The 20221-nt window shown below is 61.1% G+C and carries 14 protein-coding genes and 1 pseudogene; 7 read left to right on the top strand and 8 right to left on the bottom strand.

Annotated features, from left to right (window positions below; all coding sequences use genetic code 11):
- Positions 1–2: 2 nt before the first annotated feature.
- A complete protein-coding gene (locus ISN74_RS00430; protein ID WP_188796308.1) occupies positions 3–1289 on the bottom strand; it encodes an acetyl-CoA C-acetyltransferase in 1287 nt (428 codons plus the stop codon).
- 258 nt (positions 1290–1547) lie between these two features.
- Here ISN74_RS00430 and ISN74_RS00425 point away from each other — a divergent pair, with 258 nt between their 5' ends.
- Both ISN74_RS00425 and ISN74_RS00420 read left to right on the top strand, forming a co-directional pair.
- Complete coding sequence (locus ISN74_RS00425) at positions 1548–2690, top strand: hypothetical protein (protein WP_188796306.1); 1143 nt, start codon at positions 1548–1550, stop codon at positions 2688–2690.
- A gap of 105 nt (positions 2691–2795) precedes the next feature.
- Entirely contained in the window at positions 2796–5282 is a 2487-nt protein-coding gene (locus ISN74_RS00420) for a sensor domain-containing protein (protein WP_188796304.1), read from the top strand.
- Between the two features lie 45 nt (positions 5283–5327).
- Here the strand turns inward: ISN74_RS00420 and ISN74_RS00415 are convergent, their stop codons facing one another.
- The 7 genes from ISN74_RS00415 to ISN74_RS00385 form a co-directional block, all read right to left on the bottom strand.
- Entirely contained in the window at positions 5328–5777 is a 450-nt protein-coding gene (locus ISN74_RS00415) for a GNAT family N-acetyltransferase (RefSeq protein ID WP_188796302.1), read from the bottom strand.
- A 25-nt stretch (positions 5778–5802) separates the two neighbouring features.
- On the bottom strand, positions 5803–7194 hold the full coding sequence (gene ntrC / locus ISN74_RS00410; RefSeq protein WP_188796300.1) for a nitrogen regulation protein NR(I): 1392 nt from the start codon (positions 7192–7194) through the stop codon (positions 5803–5805).
- Positions 7187–8230: a two-component system sensor histidine kinase NtrB gene (locus ISN74_RS00405; protein WP_188796298.1), complete on the bottom strand. Its 1044-nt coding sequence runs from the start codon at positions 8228–8230 to the stop codon at positions 7187–7189. Before ISN74_RS00405 ends, ntrC begins: the two co-directional genes overlap by 8 nt.
- 226 nt (positions 8231–8456) lie before the next feature.
- Entirely contained in the window at positions 8457–8753 is a 297-nt protein-coding gene (locus tag ISN74_RS00400) for a 4Fe-4S dicluster domain-containing protein (protein WP_188796296.1), read from the bottom strand.
- The gene (locus ISN74_RS00395; RefSeq protein WP_188796293.1) at positions 8750–9058 is read right to left on the bottom strand and encodes a hypothetical protein; all 309 of its coding nucleotides are present in this window, start codon (positions 9056–9058) and stop codon (positions 8750–8752) included. The genes ISN74_RS00400 and ISN74_RS00395 overlap by 4 nt, the downstream gene beginning before the upstream one ends.
- An 11-nt stretch (positions 9059–9069) precedes the next feature.
- A complete protein-coding gene (locus ISN74_RS00390; RefSeq protein ID WP_203546677.1) occupies positions 9070–9630 on the bottom strand; it encodes an RNA polymerase sigma factor in 561 nt (186 codons plus the stop codon).
- Positions 9631–9954: 324 nt separating this feature from the next.
- Positions 9955–10689, bottom strand: coding sequence for a TetR/AcrR family transcriptional regulator (locus ISN74_RS00385; protein ID WP_229678911.1), 735 nt, complete (start codon positions 10687–10689; stop codon positions 9955–9957).
- On the opposite strand from ISN74_RS00385, the gene ISN74_RS00380 reads away from it, so the two are divergent.
- From ISN74_RS00380 to ISN74_RS00360, 5 genes and pseudogenes are all read left to right on the top strand, one after another.
- Positions 10688–11422 (top strand): SDR family NAD(P)-dependent oxidoreductase, encoded by a 735-nt coding sequence (locus tag ISN74_RS00380; protein WP_188796290.1) that lies wholly within the window; start codon positions 10688–10690, stop codon positions 11420–11422. The genes ISN74_RS00385 and ISN74_RS00380 overlap by 2 nt on opposite strands.
- Positions 11419–12114 (top strand): NADPH-dependent F420 reductase, encoded by a 696-nt coding sequence (locus ISN74_RS00375; protein ID WP_308420759.1) that lies wholly within the window; start codon positions 11419–11421, stop codon positions 12112–12114. Before ISN74_RS00380 ends, ISN74_RS00375 begins: the two co-directional genes overlap by 4 nt.
- Positions 12115–12250: 136 nt before the next feature.
- Entirely contained in the window at positions 12251–12739 is a 489-nt protein-coding gene (locus tag ISN74_RS00370) for a DoxX family protein (RefSeq protein ID WP_188796286.1), read from the top strand.
- 209 nt (positions 12740–12948) lie between these two features.
- Positions 12949–13761, top strand: coding sequence for a sulfotransferase family protein (locus ISN74_RS00365; RefSeq protein ID WP_188796284.1), 813 nt, complete (start codon positions 12949–12951; stop codon positions 13759–13761).
- 276 nt (positions 13762–14037) lie between these two features.
- Positions 14038–20016: pseudogene (locus ISN74_RS00360) on the top strand (autotransporter-associated beta strand repeat-containing protein); the annotation flags it as partial.
- Between the last annotated feature and the right edge of the window lie 205 nt (positions 20017–20221).

Genomic DNA, 20221 nt, shown 5'->3' with positions numbered 1-20221 from the left:
GCTCAGTTGCGCTCAAGGATCGCGGTGACGCCCATGCCACCAGCCGTACAAATGGAAATCAACCCGCGGCCGGAACCCTTCTCTTCCAGCAGCTTGCCCAGCGTGGCGATGATGCGCGCGCCGGTGGCTGCAAACGGATGGCCGACGGCAAGGCTGGAGCCATGCACATTGAGCTTGGCCGGATCGATGCTGCCCAGCGGGGCATCGAGACCGAGCCGGTTCTTGCAGTAATCGGCCGATTCCCACGCGCGCAGCGTGCACAGCACCTGCGCGGCAAAGGCTTCGTGGATCTCGTAGAAATCGAAGTCCTGCAAGGTCAGGCCATGCCGGGCCAGCATGCGTGGCACCGCCACGGTGGGGGCCATCAGCAGGCCTTCGCCATGCACAAAATCCACCGCCGATACTTCCGCATCGCGCAGCCAGGCCTGGATCTTCAACCCACGCTTCGCTGCCCACGACTCATTCGCCAGCAGCACAGCCGCCGCGCCATCGGAAAGACCCGTGGAGTTGCCCGCAGTAAGCGTACCCAGCCCCGAAGTCTTGTCGAACGCAGGCTTGAGCGTGGCCAGCTTTTCCATGGTGGTGTCCGGACGCAGGAAACCATCCCGCTTCAAGCCACGGAACGGAATCACCAGATCTTCGAAGAAGCCCGCTTCATATGCGGCAGCCAGCTTGCGATGGCTTTCCAGCGCGATCCGGTCCTGATCCTGGCGGCCGACATGCCACTCCTTGGCCATCTTTTCGCAGTGGTCGCCCATCGACATGCCGGTGCGCGGCTCGGCCACGCCCGGAAAGGACGGCTTCAATTCGCTCAGGGAAAACCCACGCAAGGCGGTTTTCAGCTTTTCCATCGGCGTCTTGGCGCGATTGACCGCCAGCAGGCGCTTGCGCAGGCGCTGGCTGTAGACGATCGGCACGTCGCTGGTGGTATCCGAACCGCCGGCAATACCCGCCTCGATCTGCCCGGTGGCGATCTTGTTGGCGATGATGATGGCGTTGTCCAACGAGGTACCGCAGGCGCGTGCGGTGGTGATGCCCGGGGTAGTCGGCGCCAGGCCGGAGCTCAGCAGGGCTTCGCGGGCCAGGTTCCATTCGGAGGAGTGCTTGATCACCGCCCCCATTGCCACTTCGCCCAGTTCCACGCCATGCAGCCCGAACCGCTCGACCAACGCGCCCAGCACCTTCACCGACATGCCGAAGTTGCCCACATCCGCGTACGCCGTGTTGTTGCGACAGAACGGGATGCGCACACCGCCGATGACACCGACGCGCTGCAGCGTGTTTTCCATAGCCTGACTGGTCCAGAGACAGCTTGAGTCTGGCAAGGCTAACCCGCTGCGTGTCGCAGCGAAAGCCCGTACGGTCTCACAATCAGCGGGCGTGACAGGAATAGTGGGAGAGTTCCGGCTTGTGTTTTCCCTGCGTATAGGTTGGCCTTGCGCGCCGTATCGCAAAGCCTGCTTGCATGCGGCTCGCCAAAAGCCCTACTAACAGGCTGTTTTTCAACACCCTGTTACACTTGCAGCCTTTGTTTTAGGGAATGTCCTGTGGAAGCCGGTCCGCTGCAAGCCTTACCGATCGTTCTGGCGTTGGAATTGTCAGCCGGCGAACACCCGCAACGCCTGAGCCTCAGCCGTGATGAAGCCGCCGAGCTGGCATCGCTGATTGCCGACGATCTGCACAAGCTGGTTCCCGATGTAGCGAAGGCACGGCTCGCGCTGGCGGGCGCCTTGTTCGATGCGGTCGAGTTGTTGCGCCCCGGCTTCCCGGTGTGGGCCACCCTGGACGAACTTGCACGTCGCATTCCTCGCAGCCAGCTGGAAAACGTGGTGGCGTTCGGCAGCCACGACGGTCACATGCCAGCGCAGTCGCTGGAGCCGGATCCGGCCTACGCCGACGGTCCCATGCGGCTATTGCCGATGAGCTTGCTGGTGCCCGAATCACTGGCTGGCGAATTGTCCGAGCGCCTGGAAGTGGAGTTGGTCGGCCGCGGCGAAACCGGCACACGCACGGCGGACTGGCTGATGCGCTGCTTCGGTGTAAAGCTGGAACACGCGCGTTATCTCAGCCGCAACGACGTGCTTGCGCTGACCTGTGTGCAATACGAACACGTCAATCTGGCGCCGCTGTGGCAATTGCTGGAAGCGGCCATGCTCACGCCTTATCGCAACGAATCCACGCTCAGCGCACGCGGTCTGGCCTTGCGCTATGCCGATGGCAAGGTCTGGTCGCAGTCCCCTGCACGCTGGCTGGCCACCCAGGGTGGTGACATGGCCGAGCGCGGACACGCATTCGCCGGTGCCGTTTTCGAGCTGCGCCAGTACGCCGCTCTGCTGCAGGCTCACGGAATTTCACTTTTCCTTCACGAAACGTCGGACGGCCAAACCGAGTCCGGCCAAGGTTGGCTGGCCGAAACGCTTGCACCCGTCGACCCTGCTTACGACCCGCCCACACTGTTCGCGCACGAAGCCGCGGGTTTGGGTGTGGTCGCCATCACCGTGGCGCAACGCGGCCCGGCGGGCCGCGCTCGCGCGCTGGCGCACGCCTACCCTCTGCAACCGGCAGCATTGGGACCGCTGATCGCCCTGCTCGCCGACCGCTTCGGCACGAGCAACGATCTGCACGCCCTGGGCCGTATTCAGCTGGACGAAGGCGGGCAGTTGAGCGCACCGGCCACCGCCTTGCATTGAATGCCGTCCGTCGTACCGATAACGCACGCAGGCATGATGCAAATCGCACCCGGTCCGGCGCATGATGTGCGGACGCAGGCCCAACAGCCTTGATTCCGGAACGGCATGCCGAAGGTGACACACCCCATCGATGGCGATCTGCCGCCCCCGCTGCCGGGGCCGAGCCTGCTTGCGCACGTGTTGCAGAGCGTGCCCGCACTGATCTGCTATATCGATCGCGACGAACGCTTCGTGTTCGCCAACGAGGCACACCGCCGCTGGTTTGACATCGATCCACAGGAAATTACCGGTCGGCCGCTCAGCGAAGTCATGGATCCGGAAAGCTACCTGCGCATACGCGCGCCCTTGCTGCAGGCACTGGGCGGCCGCGACGCCAGCTATGAAGGCGAAATGTTCAGCGCGCCGCGCCGCCGCTACGTGCATGGCAGCTTTACACCCGACCTGGACGAATACGGCCGGCAACGCGGTGTACTGACCGTATTCACCGACATCACCGAACGCCACGCGCTGGAAGAGCAGTTGCGCGAAAGCGAACAACGCTTTTCGCAAGCCTTCCATCACGCGGCCGTCGGCATGGCATTGATCCTGCCTAGCGGGCGCTATCAGCAAGTGAACGCGGCCTTGTGCGACATGCTTGGCTACAGCGACTCAGAAATGCGCGCGCTGACCTGGCGTGACATCACCCATCCCGACGATCTGCCACTGAGTGAAGCGCTGGCCTCGCAGCTCAACATCGGCAAGCGTGACGCTTTTCAAACCGAAAAGCGCTACATCCACCGCGATGGGCACATCGTGCATGTGTTGCTGAGCGTGGCGCAAGTCCGCAGCGACACCGGTGCGATGAACTATGCCGTGAGCCAGGTGCAGGACATCACCAAGCGCAAACAATACGAAGAAGCGCTGTTCCGCGAACGCCAGCTGGCCGAAGTCACACTCAATTCGATCGGTGACGCCGTCATCACCACCGACATCTCGCTTAACATTACCTCGCTCAACCCGATTGCCGAGGCCATGACCGGCTGGTCCACCGCCGACGCCAAGGGCAGCCCCCTGGATGACGTGTTCCGCCTGCGTGACATCAACAATCGCCAGCCGCTGGACAACCCGCTGCGTCAGGCCATGCGACGCAACGCCATCGTCGACTTCAGCGGCCGCGCCATTCTCCTGCATCGCAATGGCTTCGAAACGCCCATCGAGAATTCCGCCGCGCTGATCCATGATCACGCCGGCAACGTGACCGGTGGCGTGCTGGTTTGCCACGACATCAGCGAGAACCGCACGCTGGCGCTGAAGATGATCCAGCTGGCGCAGCACGACACACTCACCGGCCTGCCCAACCGAAGCCTGCTTTACGCACGCATCGAACAGGCTACGGCGATGGCCACCCAGCGGCATCGCCAATGTGCGCTGCTTTATCTGGATCTGGATCATTTCCGTCGCATCAACGACACGCTCGGTCACGGCGTCGGCGATCAGGTGTTGCAAGCCGTCGCGCAGCAGATCCGTAGCACCCTGCGCGACAGCGAAGATATCGCCTTCCGCTATACCGGCGACGAATTCGTAGTGTTGTTGCCGCGCGTGGACGATGCCGACGAAGCCGCCGGTTATGCGCAACGCCTGCTCGATGCCTGCTCGCAAACGCATGTTCCGCACCTGCCGCCGCTCGATATCCGCGCGAGCATCGGCATCAGTCTGTTCCCACGCGACGCTACTGAGCCGGATACGCTGGTGCGCACCGCCGACGCGGCCATGTATGAAGTGAAAACCCAGGGCCGTCACGGCTACTGCTTCTACGCGCCGGAAATGAGCCAGCGCTCCGTCGCCAGCCAGCGCATCGAAAACGTGCTGCGCCACGCGCTTGTGCACGGCGAGCTGTCGCTGCAATACCAGCCCAAGGTCGATGCACGGCTTGGCCACATCGTCGGCGCGGAAGCTTTGTTGCGACTGCAAGTCGACGGCCAGGATCTGTTCGTGCCCGATCAATTCATTCCGGTCGCCGAAGACACCGGTCTGATCGTTTCCATCGGCACCTGGGTGCTGCGCGAAGCCTGCCTGCAGGCACGCCGCTGGCAACGCGAAGGACGGGCGATTCCGGTATCGGTCAACGTCTCGCCGCTGCAATTCCAGTACGCCGGCTTCTACGAACGCCTCGATAGCATTCTCAACGAAACCGGCCTCGATCCCAGCCTGCTGGAACTGGAACTCACCGAACGCACTATGATGACCGGCGGCGATGGCACCATCCGCCTGCTGCGGCGCATCCGCCAGCGCGGCGTGCGCTTGTCACTGGACGATTTCGGCACCGGCTACAGCAGCCTTTCCTATCTCAAGCACTTCCCGGTGGACGCACTGAAGATCGATCGCGCTTTCGTACGCGACATCACCCAGGATGCGGAAACCGCCGCGATCACCAGTGCCATCATCGCCATGGCACGCAGCCTCAACAAGGATGTGATCGCTGAAGGCGTGGAAACCGAAGTGCAGAGTGCGTTCCTGCGCGAAGCGGGTTGCTCGCAGATGCAGGGATTCCTGTTCGGCGCACCGATGCCCGCGGAGTCGCTGGAGCAGCGGCTGGCTGAGCAGACGGCCTGATAAACAGCATCCCTTTAGTTGACGCGCCACCACCGCGCGCAAACGTCAAAGCATCTGCTCATACATAAAATAGTGGCACTGCTCCATGCCAAGTTCATGGTACGTGCGCTGGGCTCGCGCATTCTCCGTCTCCACATAAAGCCGCAAGCCCACCGCACCGTTCGCTTTGGCACGCTGCGTCACATCTGCATACATCGCGCGAAACACACCACTCCGGCGCGCGTCCGGCGTCACATAGACACTCTGGATCCACCACAAATCACCGTTTCGCCAATCGCTCCATTCATAGGTCACCAACAAGCAGCCAGCCGCACGGCCTTCGTGCTCAGCGACGAGGTAAAACCCGCGTCGCGGCTCGTCGAAGACCGCCGATACGCCGCGCGTCAGCACATCCGGATCCAGTCTCTTGTGCTCCGTCTCCCAGGCCATGGCGGCATTCCATTCGGCCACGGCTGCGACATCAGCGCGTTCGGCAAGGCGAATCGTTATCGACACGTGTATGACTCCACTCTTCTCTTCGTTACTTGCGCCGCGCCCGCGACGCACCCAGCTTGCGCGTCAAGGTATTGCGTCCCACTCCCAACGCCGCCGCCGCGTGCTGGCGATGACCACCGTTGGCAGCCAACGCAGCTTCCAGCAGCACGCGATCGAGTGCTTCGCGAGCGCGTGTATGGATATCCGCCTCACCATGCTCAAGCGCGCGTTCTGCCCAATCACGCAAGGCATCGGTCCAATCGCCACGCGGCGCGTCGGTGGATTTGCCCAGATCGGCAGGCAGAATTTCCGCGCCTGAAGCGATCACCGCCAGACGCCGGCACAGATTCTCCAGCTCGCGCACATTGCCCGGAAAATCGTGCTGCGCTATAGCTTTCAATGCCGCCTTGGAGAAACGCTTCGGCGGCAGCTTCAATTCCTGGACGGCGCTCGCCAGGAAATGTTGCGCCAGCAGGGGAATATCGCTGCGGCGCTGACGCAGCGGTGGCAAATCAATGCGCACCACATCGAGACGGTGCTTCAAGTCAGCGCGAAATTGTCCTGCCGTGACACGCGCATCGAGATCCTGATGCGTGGCCGCGATAATGCGCACGTTGCAGCGAATCAACTCGCGACCACCCACACGATAGAACTCGCCACCCGCCAACACACGCAGCAGACGTGTCTGCAGGATCAGCGGCATGTCGCCGATTTCATCCAGAAACAGTGTGCCACCCTCGGCCTGCTCGAAGCGCCCGGACACACGGCGTGTCGCGCCGGTGAACGCACCGGCCTCATGACCGAACAATTCGCTTTCCAGCAATTCGCTGGGAATCGCCGCCGTATTCAGGGCTACGAAGGGCTTGCCGCGGCGTGCGCTTTCGTCGTGCAACGCGCGCGCCACCAACTCTTTGCCAGTGCCGGTTTCACCCGTGATCAAGACATTAAGATCACTGGCGGCAACGCGCCCAATCAGACGAAATACCTCGCGCATCGGTGCGCTTTCGCCAAGCAGTGCGTGCGGCACGGGCGCGGAGGACTCTGGCAAGGTGTCGGCATGCGGCGCATCGGCCAGCGCTCTTTGCACCGCAGCCAGCGCCTGATCCAAATCGAATGGCTTGGCCAGGTAATCCACTGCGCCCGCTCGATACGCTGCCGCGGTGGTCGCGACATCCGTATAAGCACTCATCACGATCACTGGACCGATATTTCGCTCACGCAATTCGTCCAGTAACGCCAAACCACCTTCGCCTGGCATGCGCACGTCTGTCACTAGCAACGCGGGCACTGACTCGCGCAACGCAGCACGCACACTGGCCGTATCGCCAAACTCGCGCACGGCCAGACCAGCATCGCGCAGCGCTTCGGCGAGCACAAAGCGTACGCCGCGGTCGTCATCGACAATCCAGATGCCGGAAGTATCTGCGTGCTTAGCCATCGGAACGCCCCGAAGATGATGCGGCAACACCCACGCGCGGCGGCAAGGGGAGATAAAGCGAGAACACGGTTTCACCCGGCCGGCTGACATAGCGCAACTCGCCGTCATGTTCATGGGCGATCTCGCGCGACAAGGCCAGGCCCAGTCCCGTGCCATCTGCACGACCGGACACCAATGGCTCGAACAACGTGTCGCGCAAGGCCGCAGGTACGCCCGGGCCGTCGTCAATCACATCCAGCCGTAGCGCGCTACGGAACATCCGCTCACCCAGACGCACGCCGTGCTCAACGCGACTGCGCAACGTCAGCGTCCGCGCACCGGCCTCAACCGCGTTGCGCGCGAGATTGAGCATCACCTGCTGCAAGCGATCGGCATCGCCGTTCACATCCGGCAAGCTCGGATCGTAGTCGTGACGCACACGCGGCGGTGAAGGTTCCGCCAGAATCAGATCGCTTAGACGCTCCAACAACTGATGCAGATTCACCGGCCCCAGACGCGGCGCGCCATCGTGATGCAACAGACGATTGGCCAACGCCGTCAGCCGATCGGCTTCCGCAATCACCATCCCGGCCAGCGCCTGCATATCCGCATCGTCCAGACGACGGTGCAGCAGCTGCGCCGCGCCACGCAATCCGGCCAGCGGATTCTTCACCTCATGCGCGAAGCCACGCAGCGTGGCCGACAGTGGCGACAACGCCGACGCCGATTCCGCCAGCACATGCACTTCCACCAACAGACGCCCTGCATCCAATGGCTGCAGGGCCACATCCACCCGCAATCCGCCACTTTGCGTATCCGGCAACGCCACACCACGGCACTGCACCGAACGCTGCTCCGCCAGACTCCGCCCCGCCTGCTCCACCACCCCCGCATCACGCAGCAAGCTTGCGAGCGGCTGCCCCTGCGCATGCCGCAAGCCCAACCCCAGCAATTCCGCCAAAGCCGGATTGATCCACTCCACCCGCAACTGCCCATCGACCACCGCCAACCCGGTCGACATCTGCTCCGCCCAGCCTCGAATCTGCCAATCGCTCATTGCACCATCATGGACAATGCGCCGGCTTGGTGCAAATAGGGCGATTACCTGCCGAACCCCTTGTCCTATAAATGTGGAAGGAACAGCAAAGTTTGTATGTGCCTATACAAATTTTGGAGAACCTTTGATCTACAAACTTTACCGTCTGATCTCAGCAATCCAAATCAAGGATCGGGTAAGCCCACAGCCATGATGTCGGCACCAAAGCTGGCCGCCTGGAAGTGCATCACCGCGTGCTAACCAGCGTGATGGCTCGCTCAGGGCATGCCGTCACGCACAAGCCACAAGCGAGGCACGCATCGGCCCGAGGCGTATATGCCACCTTCATGCCGTGGACGCGCTGCTTGAATTTATGTAGCAATCCCAACTGGGCATAGTCTTTCGCGTCGATTTTCCGAATCTCAAATACGCTCTCGGGACACACGGCCACGCAATCGGCCTTCCCTTCGCACTTAGTCAGATCAACCTTGGGCCGAATCACACCAGGTGCCTGCTTGCAGGTCACAACGGAGCGCTGGTTCATTCGCCGTCCTCTGCAATATCGTGGTGCCGACGCCCGGTCGCAGCCCGGTAAAGTTGTTCCCTTTCCGAGGGCGTCATGTGTTTCCATCGACGCCACTGTTTGTGCTCGCGGTGTCCGTGGAATCCGCCAAACAGGATGCGGCTCAGAATCAACAAGCCGATGGCCCGCGCATAGTCGATCGGATGAGTGCCGACAAACAGATACGGAATGATCCAGTTCCATAAGGCCTTCACGATCCATCCCAGCACCGCGATGGCGACCAGGACCAACGGCAGCTTGAATAAAAATCGCCCGCGAAAACGCATGGGTATCTCCTTTAGATATCGAATTGATCGTAAATCGGCTGCAATCGAGCGCGCAGATGCAACACCGCGTAACGCTTACGGGCCAGTAAGGTGTTGATGCCAACGCCGCTTTCGGACGCTAGCTCCTTGAAGCTTCGACCTTCGAGCTCATGGGCTATAAAGACCTCACGTTGACTCGCAGGTAATTCATCAAGTGCATCCTGAAGCTGTTGCAACAGAACTGTTCTGACGTAGGCGGCTTGAGGGCTTGCGTCCGGTGCAGGTAGCGCGATATCCAGTTGAAGTTCGTCCTCTTGGTCGGACGTCAGATCCGCCAGTGGCTCTTCCTTCTTTTTGCGAAAGCGATCGATGATCCGATTTCGTGCCACCCGAAAAAGCCACGCGCTCACCTGTTCGATCGGGTCGAGCAAGCGGTAGGCCTGGACGAGTTCATAGAAAACATCATGCAGAATGTCTTCCGCCTCGTCCTGGTTGATCACCCGGCTTCGGATAAAAGCGCGAAGCCTCGCCTGGTCGCGTGCGACGATCGTCGTAATTTCGCTATCTTGTTCGCGCGTCGGGCGGTTGGTCATCGGCAGGTCCATAGACGTGATGACGAGTCAGGCCTGGAAATATTGTGGCTAGCCGAAGAAAACAGAGGTCAGCGTGCACTTTGCATTATGCGAATGTGCACTCTGACCCCTGTTTCGCGGCGCATTCGCCGCCCGTCGTTGTCGATAACGACCTCGCCGTCTTACTTCGCCTAAGTATTCACTAGATCCTTTAGCGCCAGCGCAAACTCATCAGCCTGTTGAGGAAGCTATGAACGCGATCATCGGTCCATCTCAGCAGAACCTTCGCGTGCGCGCCATCCCGCAAGTTGACAACACTCTTGAGCATCCAATCGCCGAATGGATTCAACACGCTGCCTGCTTGACATCGTTGCTCGCCGGGTTTGTCAGGATGGCGCTCGCGATAAGGTGAAACAGATGATCGGCCCGCGGCGCGAATGCGGGTTGGCCATCGAGCCAGCCGAGCGCCGACATCAGTGCGAACAGGTCGTCCCCATTCATATCGGCGCGCGCCGTCCCCTCGGCCTGAGCACGGAGCAGTAGTCGCGCGCCCACTGCGTGCACCGTTGCGCATGAGACGTAAAGCGCGGAGTTCGGATCCGCGTGGGCGCTCGCCATCAACTCGGCAACGCCGCGATAGCTATGGACGAATGCCACCCCTTCGCGAAACCAGGACACGAGTGCTTCGCCAGGTGGCTTCGACGTTTCGAGTTCGTCTGCCTTCTGCGCCAATGCATCCAGATTCGTACACAGCAGCGCTTCGAACAAAGCTTGTCGCGTCGGGAAATGACGAAGCAGTGTGGCCAATCCAACATCGGCCCGGCGGGCGATATCTCGCATGGACGCATCGATGCCGTGCTCCGTGACGGCGTCACGCGCGACTGCAAGTAGATGACTGTAATTTTTTCTGGCGTCGGCTCGCATGGGTTGCCTTGACAAACGGATCACCGATCCATATATTTGGATCAGTGATCCGGATGCCTCTAATTGGGATCTGGATCGGTGATCCACAAGATACAGCGCCCTTGTCCCGATGGAAACAGAGACGCTGTCCGACGCGACGAAAGGTGAAAAAGTCATGGGAAAGCTTGAAGGTAAGGTTGCAGTCATCACGGGCGGATCCAGCGGCATGGCCCTGGCGAGCGCCAAGCGGTTCGTCGAAGAAGGGGCCTACGTTTTCATCACGGGGCGGAGACAGGAAGCGCTCGATGAGGCCGTCAAGCTGATCGGCCGGAACGTGACCGGCGTGCGCGGCGACGCGGCCAATCTCGACGACCTCGACCGCCTGTTCGATACGGTCAAGCGGGAAAAGGGCAAGATCGACGTCCTTTACGCGAGCGCCGGCATAGGCGAATCCGTCCCACTAGGCGAGATTACCGAGCAGCATTTTGATGCGGCCTTCGGCCTCAATACGCGCGGCACGCTGTTTACGGTGCAGAAGGCGTTGCCGCTGTTCAACGATGGCGGATCGATCTTCATGACCGGGTCGGTTGCTTCGGTGAAAGGCTTTCCTGGTTACGGCGTGTATGCGGCGAGCAAGGCGGCGTTGCGCTCGTTCGCACGCACGTGGCTCAACGAACTGAAGGGCAGGAATATCCGGGTGAACGTGCTGAGCCCGGGGCCGATCGCTACACCGATGCAGGACCAAGTTCTCACCGAGGAGGCGAAGCAAATGTTCGAATCCTTGATCCCGCGGGGAAAGATGGGGCGTCCTGAGGAAATTGCGGCGGCCGCGGTGTTTCTTGCTTCAGACGATTCGAGCTTCGTGAATGGCGTGGACTTGTCTGTCGACGGTGGCTTCTCAGCCATCTGACATCGCGCCGAAAAACGTGTGAGTGCCTGGCACTCCGAAAGACGCTGATCACGCCTGAATCATTCCGGGCAACCCACGTCAACACCGATCGGAACAACAACATGAGTTACGCAATTGTAGGTTTCGGCGCGGTCGGCCAGGCGCTGGCCCGCATGTTCGCCCGCAAGGGCATCGAAGTGGCTGTAGCAAGCAGGCATCCGCCTGAAGCGCTTGCGCCACAGGCAAACGCGATCGGGCCGACAGTCATTCCCAAGACCTTGAACGACGCGCTCGAGGCCGACATCGTGATGCTGGCTGTCCTGTACGAGCAGCACCGAGAGGTCGCGAAGGCACAGGCAAGCTGGAAGGGCAAGATCGTGATCGATGTAATGAACACGCTCGACGATCTGGGCGGCGTTCCTTCCTCTTCGGTAGTAGCCCAGGCCCTACCCGGCGCTCAATTGGTCAAGGCGTTTAACCATCTGCCTGCCCGCGTTCTCGCGGAAGATCCGGCCATCAACGGCGGACGACGCGTCGTATTCCTGTCGGGCGACGATGAAAGCGCGACGGCAACAGTCGCCGCTCTGGTCGAGAAACTCGGCTATGCGCCAGTTAATCTCGGCAAGATCGCGGAAGGCGGTCAGCTCGTGCAGGCGCGGAACGGGATCTGGGGACCCTTGGTCTTCCAGGACCTGTTCAAGAAGGGGCAGTGATCGATGTACGACCACGTGCTGTCGAACGCGGGATTTACGAGCACATGGCCTGAGCCAACACGCGTCGGAAAGCGCTGTGAGGGGCGTTTTCCGATGCGCATGTAACCCGTGCCGCCGTAGTGACGAATGCGTTGATATGAAGACATCATTCCTCGCCAGGCTTACCATCTCGCCACTACCGTTGCCACGCGAATGGTATGCCCTCCCATTACGGTTAATGCTTGGCCTGGGTTTCATGGAACACGGATACGCAAAACTCGTTCGTGGCCCGGATGCATTCATCGCGATTTTGCATGCGATAGGAGTCCCCTTCGCGGATCTGCTTGGATGGGCCACGATCGTGATTGAGATCGTGGGTGGCCTGCTGATTTTGTTGGGCGCTTTCGTTCCCGTTGCAACACTACCGATGATCGTCGTGCTGTTGGTTGCTATTTTCACAGTGCATCTACCGAACGGATTCAGTTCGATCAAGCTGATGTCCTATGACGCATCGGGGGCGCATTTTGGCCAGCCTGGTTACGAGACTGATTTGCTCTATGCAGCAGGTCTGATTGCTCTATGTATCGGTGGCGCTGGCCCATTGGCCTTAGATACCTATTGGGTTTCTCGACGCCGACAAAAATGATCCGGGCTTTAGGTCACGCGCTGCGACTTGTGATTGCACCGACTCATCGCGATAGATAGTGGCGCTGGTGCGGTCACCGGCTGAATCCGCAATCCAAGCCGGGCCTTCACTCTCTTGCGCTCGGCAGACTGGACTGAACATAAAACGGTAGAGAACGACCTGCAGACAGATTAAGGTTGGCACCCTGATCCGAGCACAAGGAAAAGAGCGTGCGCTCTATCCATTTCATATCGGGATTGCCACGATCCGGCTCCACCTTGTTGGCGGCACTGCTGCGCCAGAATCCGCGATTTCATGCGGGCATGAGTAGCCCGTTAGCGGGCATGGCGAATGTCATGCTGGGTGAAATGAGCGATCGCAATGAATTTTCGCTGTTCATCACCGACGAACAGCGCCGACGCGTATTACGCGGCCTTTTCGAGAATTACTACGGTGAGGAATTCAACGCCGATGTCATCTTCGATACCAGCCGCACATGGTGTGCAAAGTTGCCCATGCTGTGCGGGCTCCTTCCAAGCCTGAAAGTGATTGCCTGCGTACGTCATGTGTCGTGGATTATCGACAGTCTTGAACGCGTCATCCGGGACAACGCATTGCGCCCCTCCTCCATCTTCAATTTTCAGCCCGGAGGCACGGTCTATAGTCGCGCTGAAGGCTTGGCCAATGGCGAAGGTATGGTGGGTTACGCCTATAACGCCTTGAAGGAGGCGTTCTATGGCGAGCATGCGCAACATCTGATGGTGCTGCAGTACGAGACGCTGGTGCGCGATCCCCCGAAGGCGATGGCAGCTGTCTATGACTTCATCGGGCAGCCGCCGTTCCAGCACGATTTCGACAACGTACATTTCGATGCCGAAGCGTTCGACGCGCGTGCCGGCACACCCGGCTTGCACGCGGTTGGCAGGAAAGTGGCAGCGCAAGAACGCACGACGGTGTTGCCGCCGGATATCTTCCGGCGCTTCGAGAACGATGCTTTCTGGCTGAACGGGCTGGCGAACTTCCGTGGTGTAAAAGTGGTTTGAACCGCGCCATCGCGCTGTCATACGCAAACGTTATGCAAACGTCGGGAACCAAGGCTTTTTTTGCGAAAAGTTATTGATGCCATGTGTGACATGGGCCACGATACGCGTCGGCGTGTAGCTGCACACAGGCATCGCGCATACGCTGGCGAACGTTTGCACGCAAGAACGTCTCGCATGGGGGATCGGCGGCCTTAATCCGTCGCGATTTTCCGCCGCGGTCGCAAACCGCTCCTGCGACACGGCGCACGGCAGGGGAAAATTCGAATGAACCGCATCTATCGGCTCGTGTGGAACCGGTCGCTGGCTATCGTGCAAGTGGCCTCTGAACTCACGTGTACCCAAGATGGTGGTGCTTCAGTTAGCGGCGCCGCACGTGTGCCGCGCCGTAACGCACTTGCCGTGGCGATGGCCGGCCTGACGCTCGCCTGTGCCAGCGCGCCCGTATGGAGCCAGACTTGTACGCCCGCTGATCCATCCCAATGCGGTGGCACGCCCGGCGTCGGCGCGCGACAGACGCGCAGCCCGAACGGTGGTTGGGGCGATGGCGGCGGTGGCGACGCGACTCTCTGGATCACCAACACCAGCGAAGGCACCGGCAGTGCGGCTAGCGCTGGCAACGGTGGCAACGGCTCGCAAGGTATTTTCAACCCCGATAGCTCGATCAACGTTACCGCCAGTGGTGGCACCGGCGGCAGCGTAGGTGCGACCGGATCGACGGGTGTCGCCACGTCGGTGAGCGGCGCAAACGGCGGTGCGGGCGAAGCGGCAGCCGCCGTGAATGCGCAGAATCTCGTTGGCGGCGGCGGCGGCGGCGGCGGTGCGGGTATTTTCATTAACGATCGCATTTCCTCACCGACCGTCGGGTCCACCATCACCATCCAGGGCGGCACCGGCGGCGTAGGTGGCGACGCGACAGCGAATTCGTCCAATGGCAATGCCACCAATGGCGACCCGGGCGGCGGCGGTGGCGGCGGCGCAGGCATCATCATCGACGCGGGTGCCGATACGGTGACACTGGTTAATGGCGGCAAGCTCCTGGGTGGCGGCGGTGGCGCGGGTGGCAACGGCGGTTATGCCGGCGGTGGCGGTGGCGGTGGCGATGGGCTGCTGGTACTTGGCGCGGGCGCCCAGCTGACCAACAGCACGGGCGGCGTGATCTCCGGCGGCGCGGGTGGCAACCCGGGTGCCTACCAGGACGGCACCAACGAGCCGGGCGGCTATGGCGGCGGCGGTGCGGGCGTGAATATCGCTGGCACGGGTGCCCAGCTGACCAATAACGGCTCGATCACCGGTGGCTCCGCTTCCGCGAACAGCGCCAATGCGGCCGATTACCCCCAACAGAACGGCACCGCCGGGGCCGGTGTCCGCATCCTCGGCACGGGCGCGGTGCTCACCAATAACAGCTCGATCACAGGTGGCTCGATCACCGGCAGCAATGCCGGCAACACGGGCACGCCAGGCGCCGGTGTGGTGGCGACCGGTGGCGCTACGGTAACCAACAGCGGTTCCATCCAGGGTGGTACCGCCGGCACGGTGCAGGCAGATTCGGTGCTGTTTTCCGGCGGCGGCAATACGTTGACGATCGAAGCGGGCGCCAGCTTTACCGGCAATATCGTCAGCACCAGCGGCACTATTAACGGCGGCGATACGCTAGTGCTGAGCGGGAACACCAATGGCACCTTCAATCCAGGCCTGATCTCCGGTTTCGCCACCAACGAGAAGACTGGCACCAGCACCTGGACGCTCAACGGTACCGACACCACGGGTATCACGTGGACCATCGAGCAGGGTCAGCTGACCGGCGACCCCAGTGCGTTCGGTGGCGATCTGACGATTGCCAGCGGCGCATCGGTGGATTTCAATCCCGTCACTCTCGGCACCTACTCCCATGTGATCAGCGGCGCGGGCGAAGTGATCAAGGATGGCTTCGGTACGCTGGTGCTTTCCGGTACCAACACCTATACCGGCGGTACCGTTATTGATGCGGGCCTGCTGGGCGTTTCCGCCGACGCCAACCTGGGTGGCAGCAGTGGCGCGGTCACGATCAATGGCGGCACGCTGCAAATCGCCGCTGCATTCACCACGGCACGCAACTTCATCATCAACCCCGCCTCCATTGGCAGCGAGCTGGAGACGGATTATGACCTGACGATATCCGGCAACATCACCGGCAGCGGTCTCTTGACCAAGACCGGCCTGGGCACGCTCACCCTTTCCGGCATCAACAGCTACTCCGGCGGCACGGATATCGAACAAGGTACGTTGCAGGGCACCACCAGCAGCCTGCAAGGCAACATCACCGACAATGACACGCTGGTGTTCAACCAGACGACCAACGGCACGTACAGCGGCGTGATTTCAGGCACCGGCACGCTGACGACGAGCGGTACCGGTACGGTGACACTGACCGGCGCCAATACCTACGGCGGCAGCACAACCATCAATGCGGGGACAATGATCCTTGATGGCGCCAACACCAACACCGGCCTGACCACGGTGGCATCCGGTGCGACGCTGATCGTCGGCGACAGTTCGCATACCTCGGCGGCGGTGGGTGGTTCCGTCAGTGTCGTCGGTGGCACGCTTGGCGGCTACGGCGTCGTGCTGGGCAGCGTGACGCTTTCCAATAGTGCGTCGCTCTCACCTAGCGAAGCGGGTGCTATCGGATCGCTGACCATCGATGGCGATCTGACCATCGGCGATGGCTCGCAGCTCAATTTCGATTTCGGTGCGCCAGGCCCGAATTTCAGCACACCGGGCCAGAGCGATCACGTGGTCGTGGGCGGCAGCCTGTCGATCGGCAGCTCCACGCTCAACGTCAACAATCTCGGCAGCATGGGTCCGGGCTTGTACGAGCTGTTCAGCTGGACCAACGTGCTGGACATCACCGGTGGCGGCTTTGCGCCACCCAGCGGCATGAGCCTGCAGATTCTTACCGTCGACAAGGAAATCAACCTGATCGATACCGTGGGCGTGACGCTCGACGAATGGGATGCGAACGGCCTCGCCAGCCCAAGCCAGATGGGCGGTGGCAGCGGTACGTGGAGCACCACGTCCAATACCTGGTCCAATACCAACGGTCAGTACGTCGGGCCGATGTCGCCGCAACCCGGCTTTGCGATCTTCGGCGGCACATCGGGCACGGTCGCGGTGGATGACACCAATGGCCAAGTCAGTGCCACCGGCATGCAGTTCGTCAGCGATGGCTATCACCTCACCGGTGGTGCCATCGATCTGGTCGAGCAGAACGGTACCGCGCCGGTATTGCGCGTGAGTAGCGGCGACACCGCGATTATCGACAACGTGCTGCAAGGTACCGACGGCTTCAACAAGACCGACGGCGGCACGCTGGTACTTACCGGCACCAATACCTATACCGGCACCACCACGCTGAGCGGCGGCTATTTGTCGGTGTCGTCGGATGCCAACCTGGGCGCCGCGGCCGATTCGCTGGATTTCGAGGGCGGCACGCTTGAAATCACGGGTACCACGTTCACTCAAACGGCGCGCACGATCATCTGGGGCAGCCCGGGTGGCGGTTTCGATATCGACGATGCAGCGAATACGTTCACCGTATCGCAGACACTTACCGGAACCGGCGGTTTACTGAAGAGCGGAGCCGGCACGCTGGTGCTGAGCGGTGCCAATACCTACAGCGACGGCACAGTCATCGACGCAGGCACCTTGCAGGGTGATACGACCAGCCTGCAGGGCAACATCACCAACAACGCCACGTTGCTGTTTACGCAGACCAGTGACGGCACATTCAGCGGAGCGATTTCCGGCAGCGGCACGTTGATCAAGAACGGCAGCGGTACGTTGACATTAAGTGGCACCGATACTTATACCGGTGGCACCACGATCAATGCGGGCATATTGCAAGGCGACTCGAACAGCCTGCAAGGCAGTGTCGTCAACGACGCAGCGCTGGTATTCGATCAAACCGGTAACGGCACTTACAACGGCGTGATCAGCGGCAGCGGTAGTGTGACCAAGATCGGAACCGGCACACTGTCATTGGTCGGGGCGAATACTTATACCGGCGGCACCACCGTCAGTGCCGGCACGTTGCAGGGCGATTCCAGTAGCCTGCAAGGCAATATCACGGACAACGCAGCCCTGGTGTTCGATCAGGCCAGCGATGGCACTTTCGGCAGCGTGATCAGCGGCAGTGGCAGCCTGGTCAAGACCGGCGCCGGTACATTGACGCTCACTGGCGCCAATACCTACAGCAGCGGCACCACGGTCAGCGCCGGTACGCTGCAAGGCGATACCACGAGCCTGCAGGGCAATATCGCCAACAACGCCACGCTGGTGTTTGCGCAAACTAGCGACGGCAACTTTAGCGGCGCGATCTCCGGTACCGGCCAGTTGATCAAGAACGGCAGCGGTACGCTGACATTGAACGGCACCGATAGCTACACCGGCGGCACCACCATCAGCGCCGGTACGCTGCAAGGCACTGCGAGCAGCCTGCAAGGCAACATCACCAACAACGCAGCGCTGGTGTTCGATCAGGCCGGCGATGGTACTTACGGTGGCGTGATCAGTGGCGGTGGCAGCGTGACCAAGACTGGCACTGGCATGTTGTCACTCACCGGCGCCAATACCTACAGCGGCGGCACCATGATCAGCGCCGGCACCCTGCAGGGCGATACGACTAGCTTGCAAGGCAACATCACCGACAACGCAACACTGGCATTCAATCAGGTCAGCGACGGCACCTACAGCAATGTGATCAGCGGCAGCGGCAGCCTCACCAAGACGGGCGAAGGTACGCTGATTCTGGATGGCGCCAACACCTACACGGGTGGCACCACGGTCAGCGCTGGCACCTTGGAAGTCGGCGACAGCAATACCGCTACCGCATCCATTGATGGCGCAGTGGACGTGCAAGGCGGAGGTACTTTGCGCGGCCATGGCACCATCGTAGGCAATGTCACCAGCGATGGCATCGTGTGGCCGGGCGGCTCAGTGGGTACGCTCACCATCCAGGGCAATTACACCCAGAACGCTGATGGCACGCTGCAGTTCGACGTCACACCGACACAGGCCTCGATGCTGAAGGTTACTGGCAGTGCCAGCCTTGCTGGCACGCTCGATCTAATCTTCGCGCCGGGCACCTATGGCACCGATAAGTACACCTTGATACAAGCCGGATCGGTCAGCGGCACGTTCGCTACCGTCGATGGCACCGTGCCAGGATCGATCCGCTCGCAGATCAGCTACAGCGCAACCGATGTCGATCTGGTCTTGACGCAGCTATCCGTGAAGCCGCTCGACAGCAGTCTGTACGGCAACCTGATGCGCAGCGCGGATCTCGCCGGCCAGCAGGATATGGGCTCGGTGCTTGACGTTGCGCTGCTGTCACGCGATACGCAATGCGGTGCCGACCATGCACCCACGATGCAGAATGTCAGCGCTTCGTGCGGGAACGGTGGCGCATGGGCGCAATACACCGGTTCCAATATCTCGCTGGGAGGCGCCGATGGATCGAACAACACCACTTTCGGTTTGCTTGGTGGTGCTGATTACGCCGTCGGCGACATCGTTCATGTGGGACTGCAGGCGGGTGTGGGTCAGATCAATGGCAACGACAAGCTGGGTGGCAACGGGCGCGTCGACAATGTGCACGGCGGTGTCTACGCCTATGCCGATGCAGGACCGGTGGTGCTTTCGGCCGTCGTCGATGCGATGCATAGCGATTACCACTTCAATCGCGCTAGCGGCATTGGCACGGCGACCTCCACACCGGGCGGCAACATGCAATCCGCCGCCTTGCAGGCCGCGTGGCCGCTGCAACTCGACTCATGGCAACTCACGCCGAAGGTCGGCGCGCTGTATCAACGGCAGACACTGGATGGCTTCAGCGAAACCTTGAACAGTACCAACCCCGACGCGGCAAGTTTCCCGGTCGATGGCACGCGCAGCCGTTATACCTCTCTGCAACCCTACGCCATCATGGCGATCGAACACAGCTTCGTGGCAGGCGGCGTGACCTACGTGCCTGAAGTGAGCCTGGGCTATCGCTACGACACGCACAACGCAGCGACACCGGTTGTGCAGGTCACCGCCCAGGACGGCACGGTGTTCGATCTACCGGGAACGACCCAAGCACGGGGCATGGGTACGGCCAGCGCACGCATCACGGCAGAAGCGGGTGCATCATGGAGTTTGTACGCGGACTATCAGGGATTCTTCGGCAGTCGCTTGCACGACAATGCGCTGAGTGTTGGATTCACCAAGCGTTTTTAATGGCTTGGTGGTTTCCGATTTCATGCATCCACGACAGCGGCAACATCACGAGAAGCTCTCTAAAAATGCAGCTTGCCGGAAATTCTCGATCGTCGCCCCGGCGAAGGCCGGGGCCTAGTGACTTTTGATCACTGGAAACCAAAGGCTCTGGGCCCCGGCCTTCGCCGGGGCGACGGACAAAAAACGCCAACTTGAACGATTGGCA

The sequence above is a fragment of the Dyella caseinilytica genome, from assembly GCF_016865235.1.
GTDB classification, from domain to species: Bacteria; Pseudomonadota; Gammaproteobacteria; order Xanthomonadales; family Rhodanobacteraceae; genus Dyella_B; species Dyella_B caseinilytica.
The sequence above is the reverse complement of the archived record's forward strand: the minus strand, read 5'-3'. Positions and strand labels throughout refer to the sequence as shown.

Bases quoted from the DNA above. Each gene is read 5' to 3' on its own strand.
- ISN74_RS00395 (WP_188796293.1), bottom strand. From the start codon at position 9,058: ATGCGTTTTCGCGGGCGATTTTTATTCAAGCTGCCGTTGGTCCTGGTC.
- ISN74_RS00405 (WP_188796298.1), bottom strand. From the start codon at position 8,230: ATGAGCGATTGGCAGATTCGAGGCTGGGCGGAGCAGATGTCGACCGGG.
- ISN74_RS00370 (WP_188796286.1), top strand. From the start codon at position 12,251: ATGAAGACATCATTCCTCGCCAGGCTTACCATCTCGCCACTACCGTTG.
- ISN74_RS00390 (WP_203546677.1), bottom strand. From the start codon at position 9,630: ATGACCAACCGCCCGACGCGCGAACAAGATAGCGAAATTACGACGATC.
- ISN74_RS00420 (WP_188796304.1), top strand. From the start codon at position 2,796: ATGCCGAAGGTGACACACCCCATCGATGGCGATCTGCCGCCCCCGCTG.
- ISN74_RS00380 (WP_188796290.1), top strand. From the start codon at position 10,688: ATGGGAAAGCTTGAAGGTAAGGTTGCAGTCATCACGGGCGGATCCAGC.
- ISN74_RS00400 (WP_188796296.1), bottom strand. From the start codon at position 8,753: ATGAACCAGCGCTCCGTTGTGACCTGCAAGCAGGCACCTGGTGTGATT.
- ISN74_RS00430 (WP_188796308.1), bottom strand. From the start codon at position 1,289: ATGGAAAACACGCTGCAGCGCGTCGGTGTCATCGGCGGTGTGCGCATC.
- ntrC (WP_188796300.1), bottom strand. From the start codon at position 7,194: ATGGCTAAGCACGCAGATACTTCCGGCATCTGGATTGTCGATGACGAC.
- ISN74_RS00385 (WP_229678911.1), bottom strand. From the start codon at position 10,689: ATGACTTTTTCACCTTTCGTCGCGTCGGACAGCGTCTCTGTTTCCATC.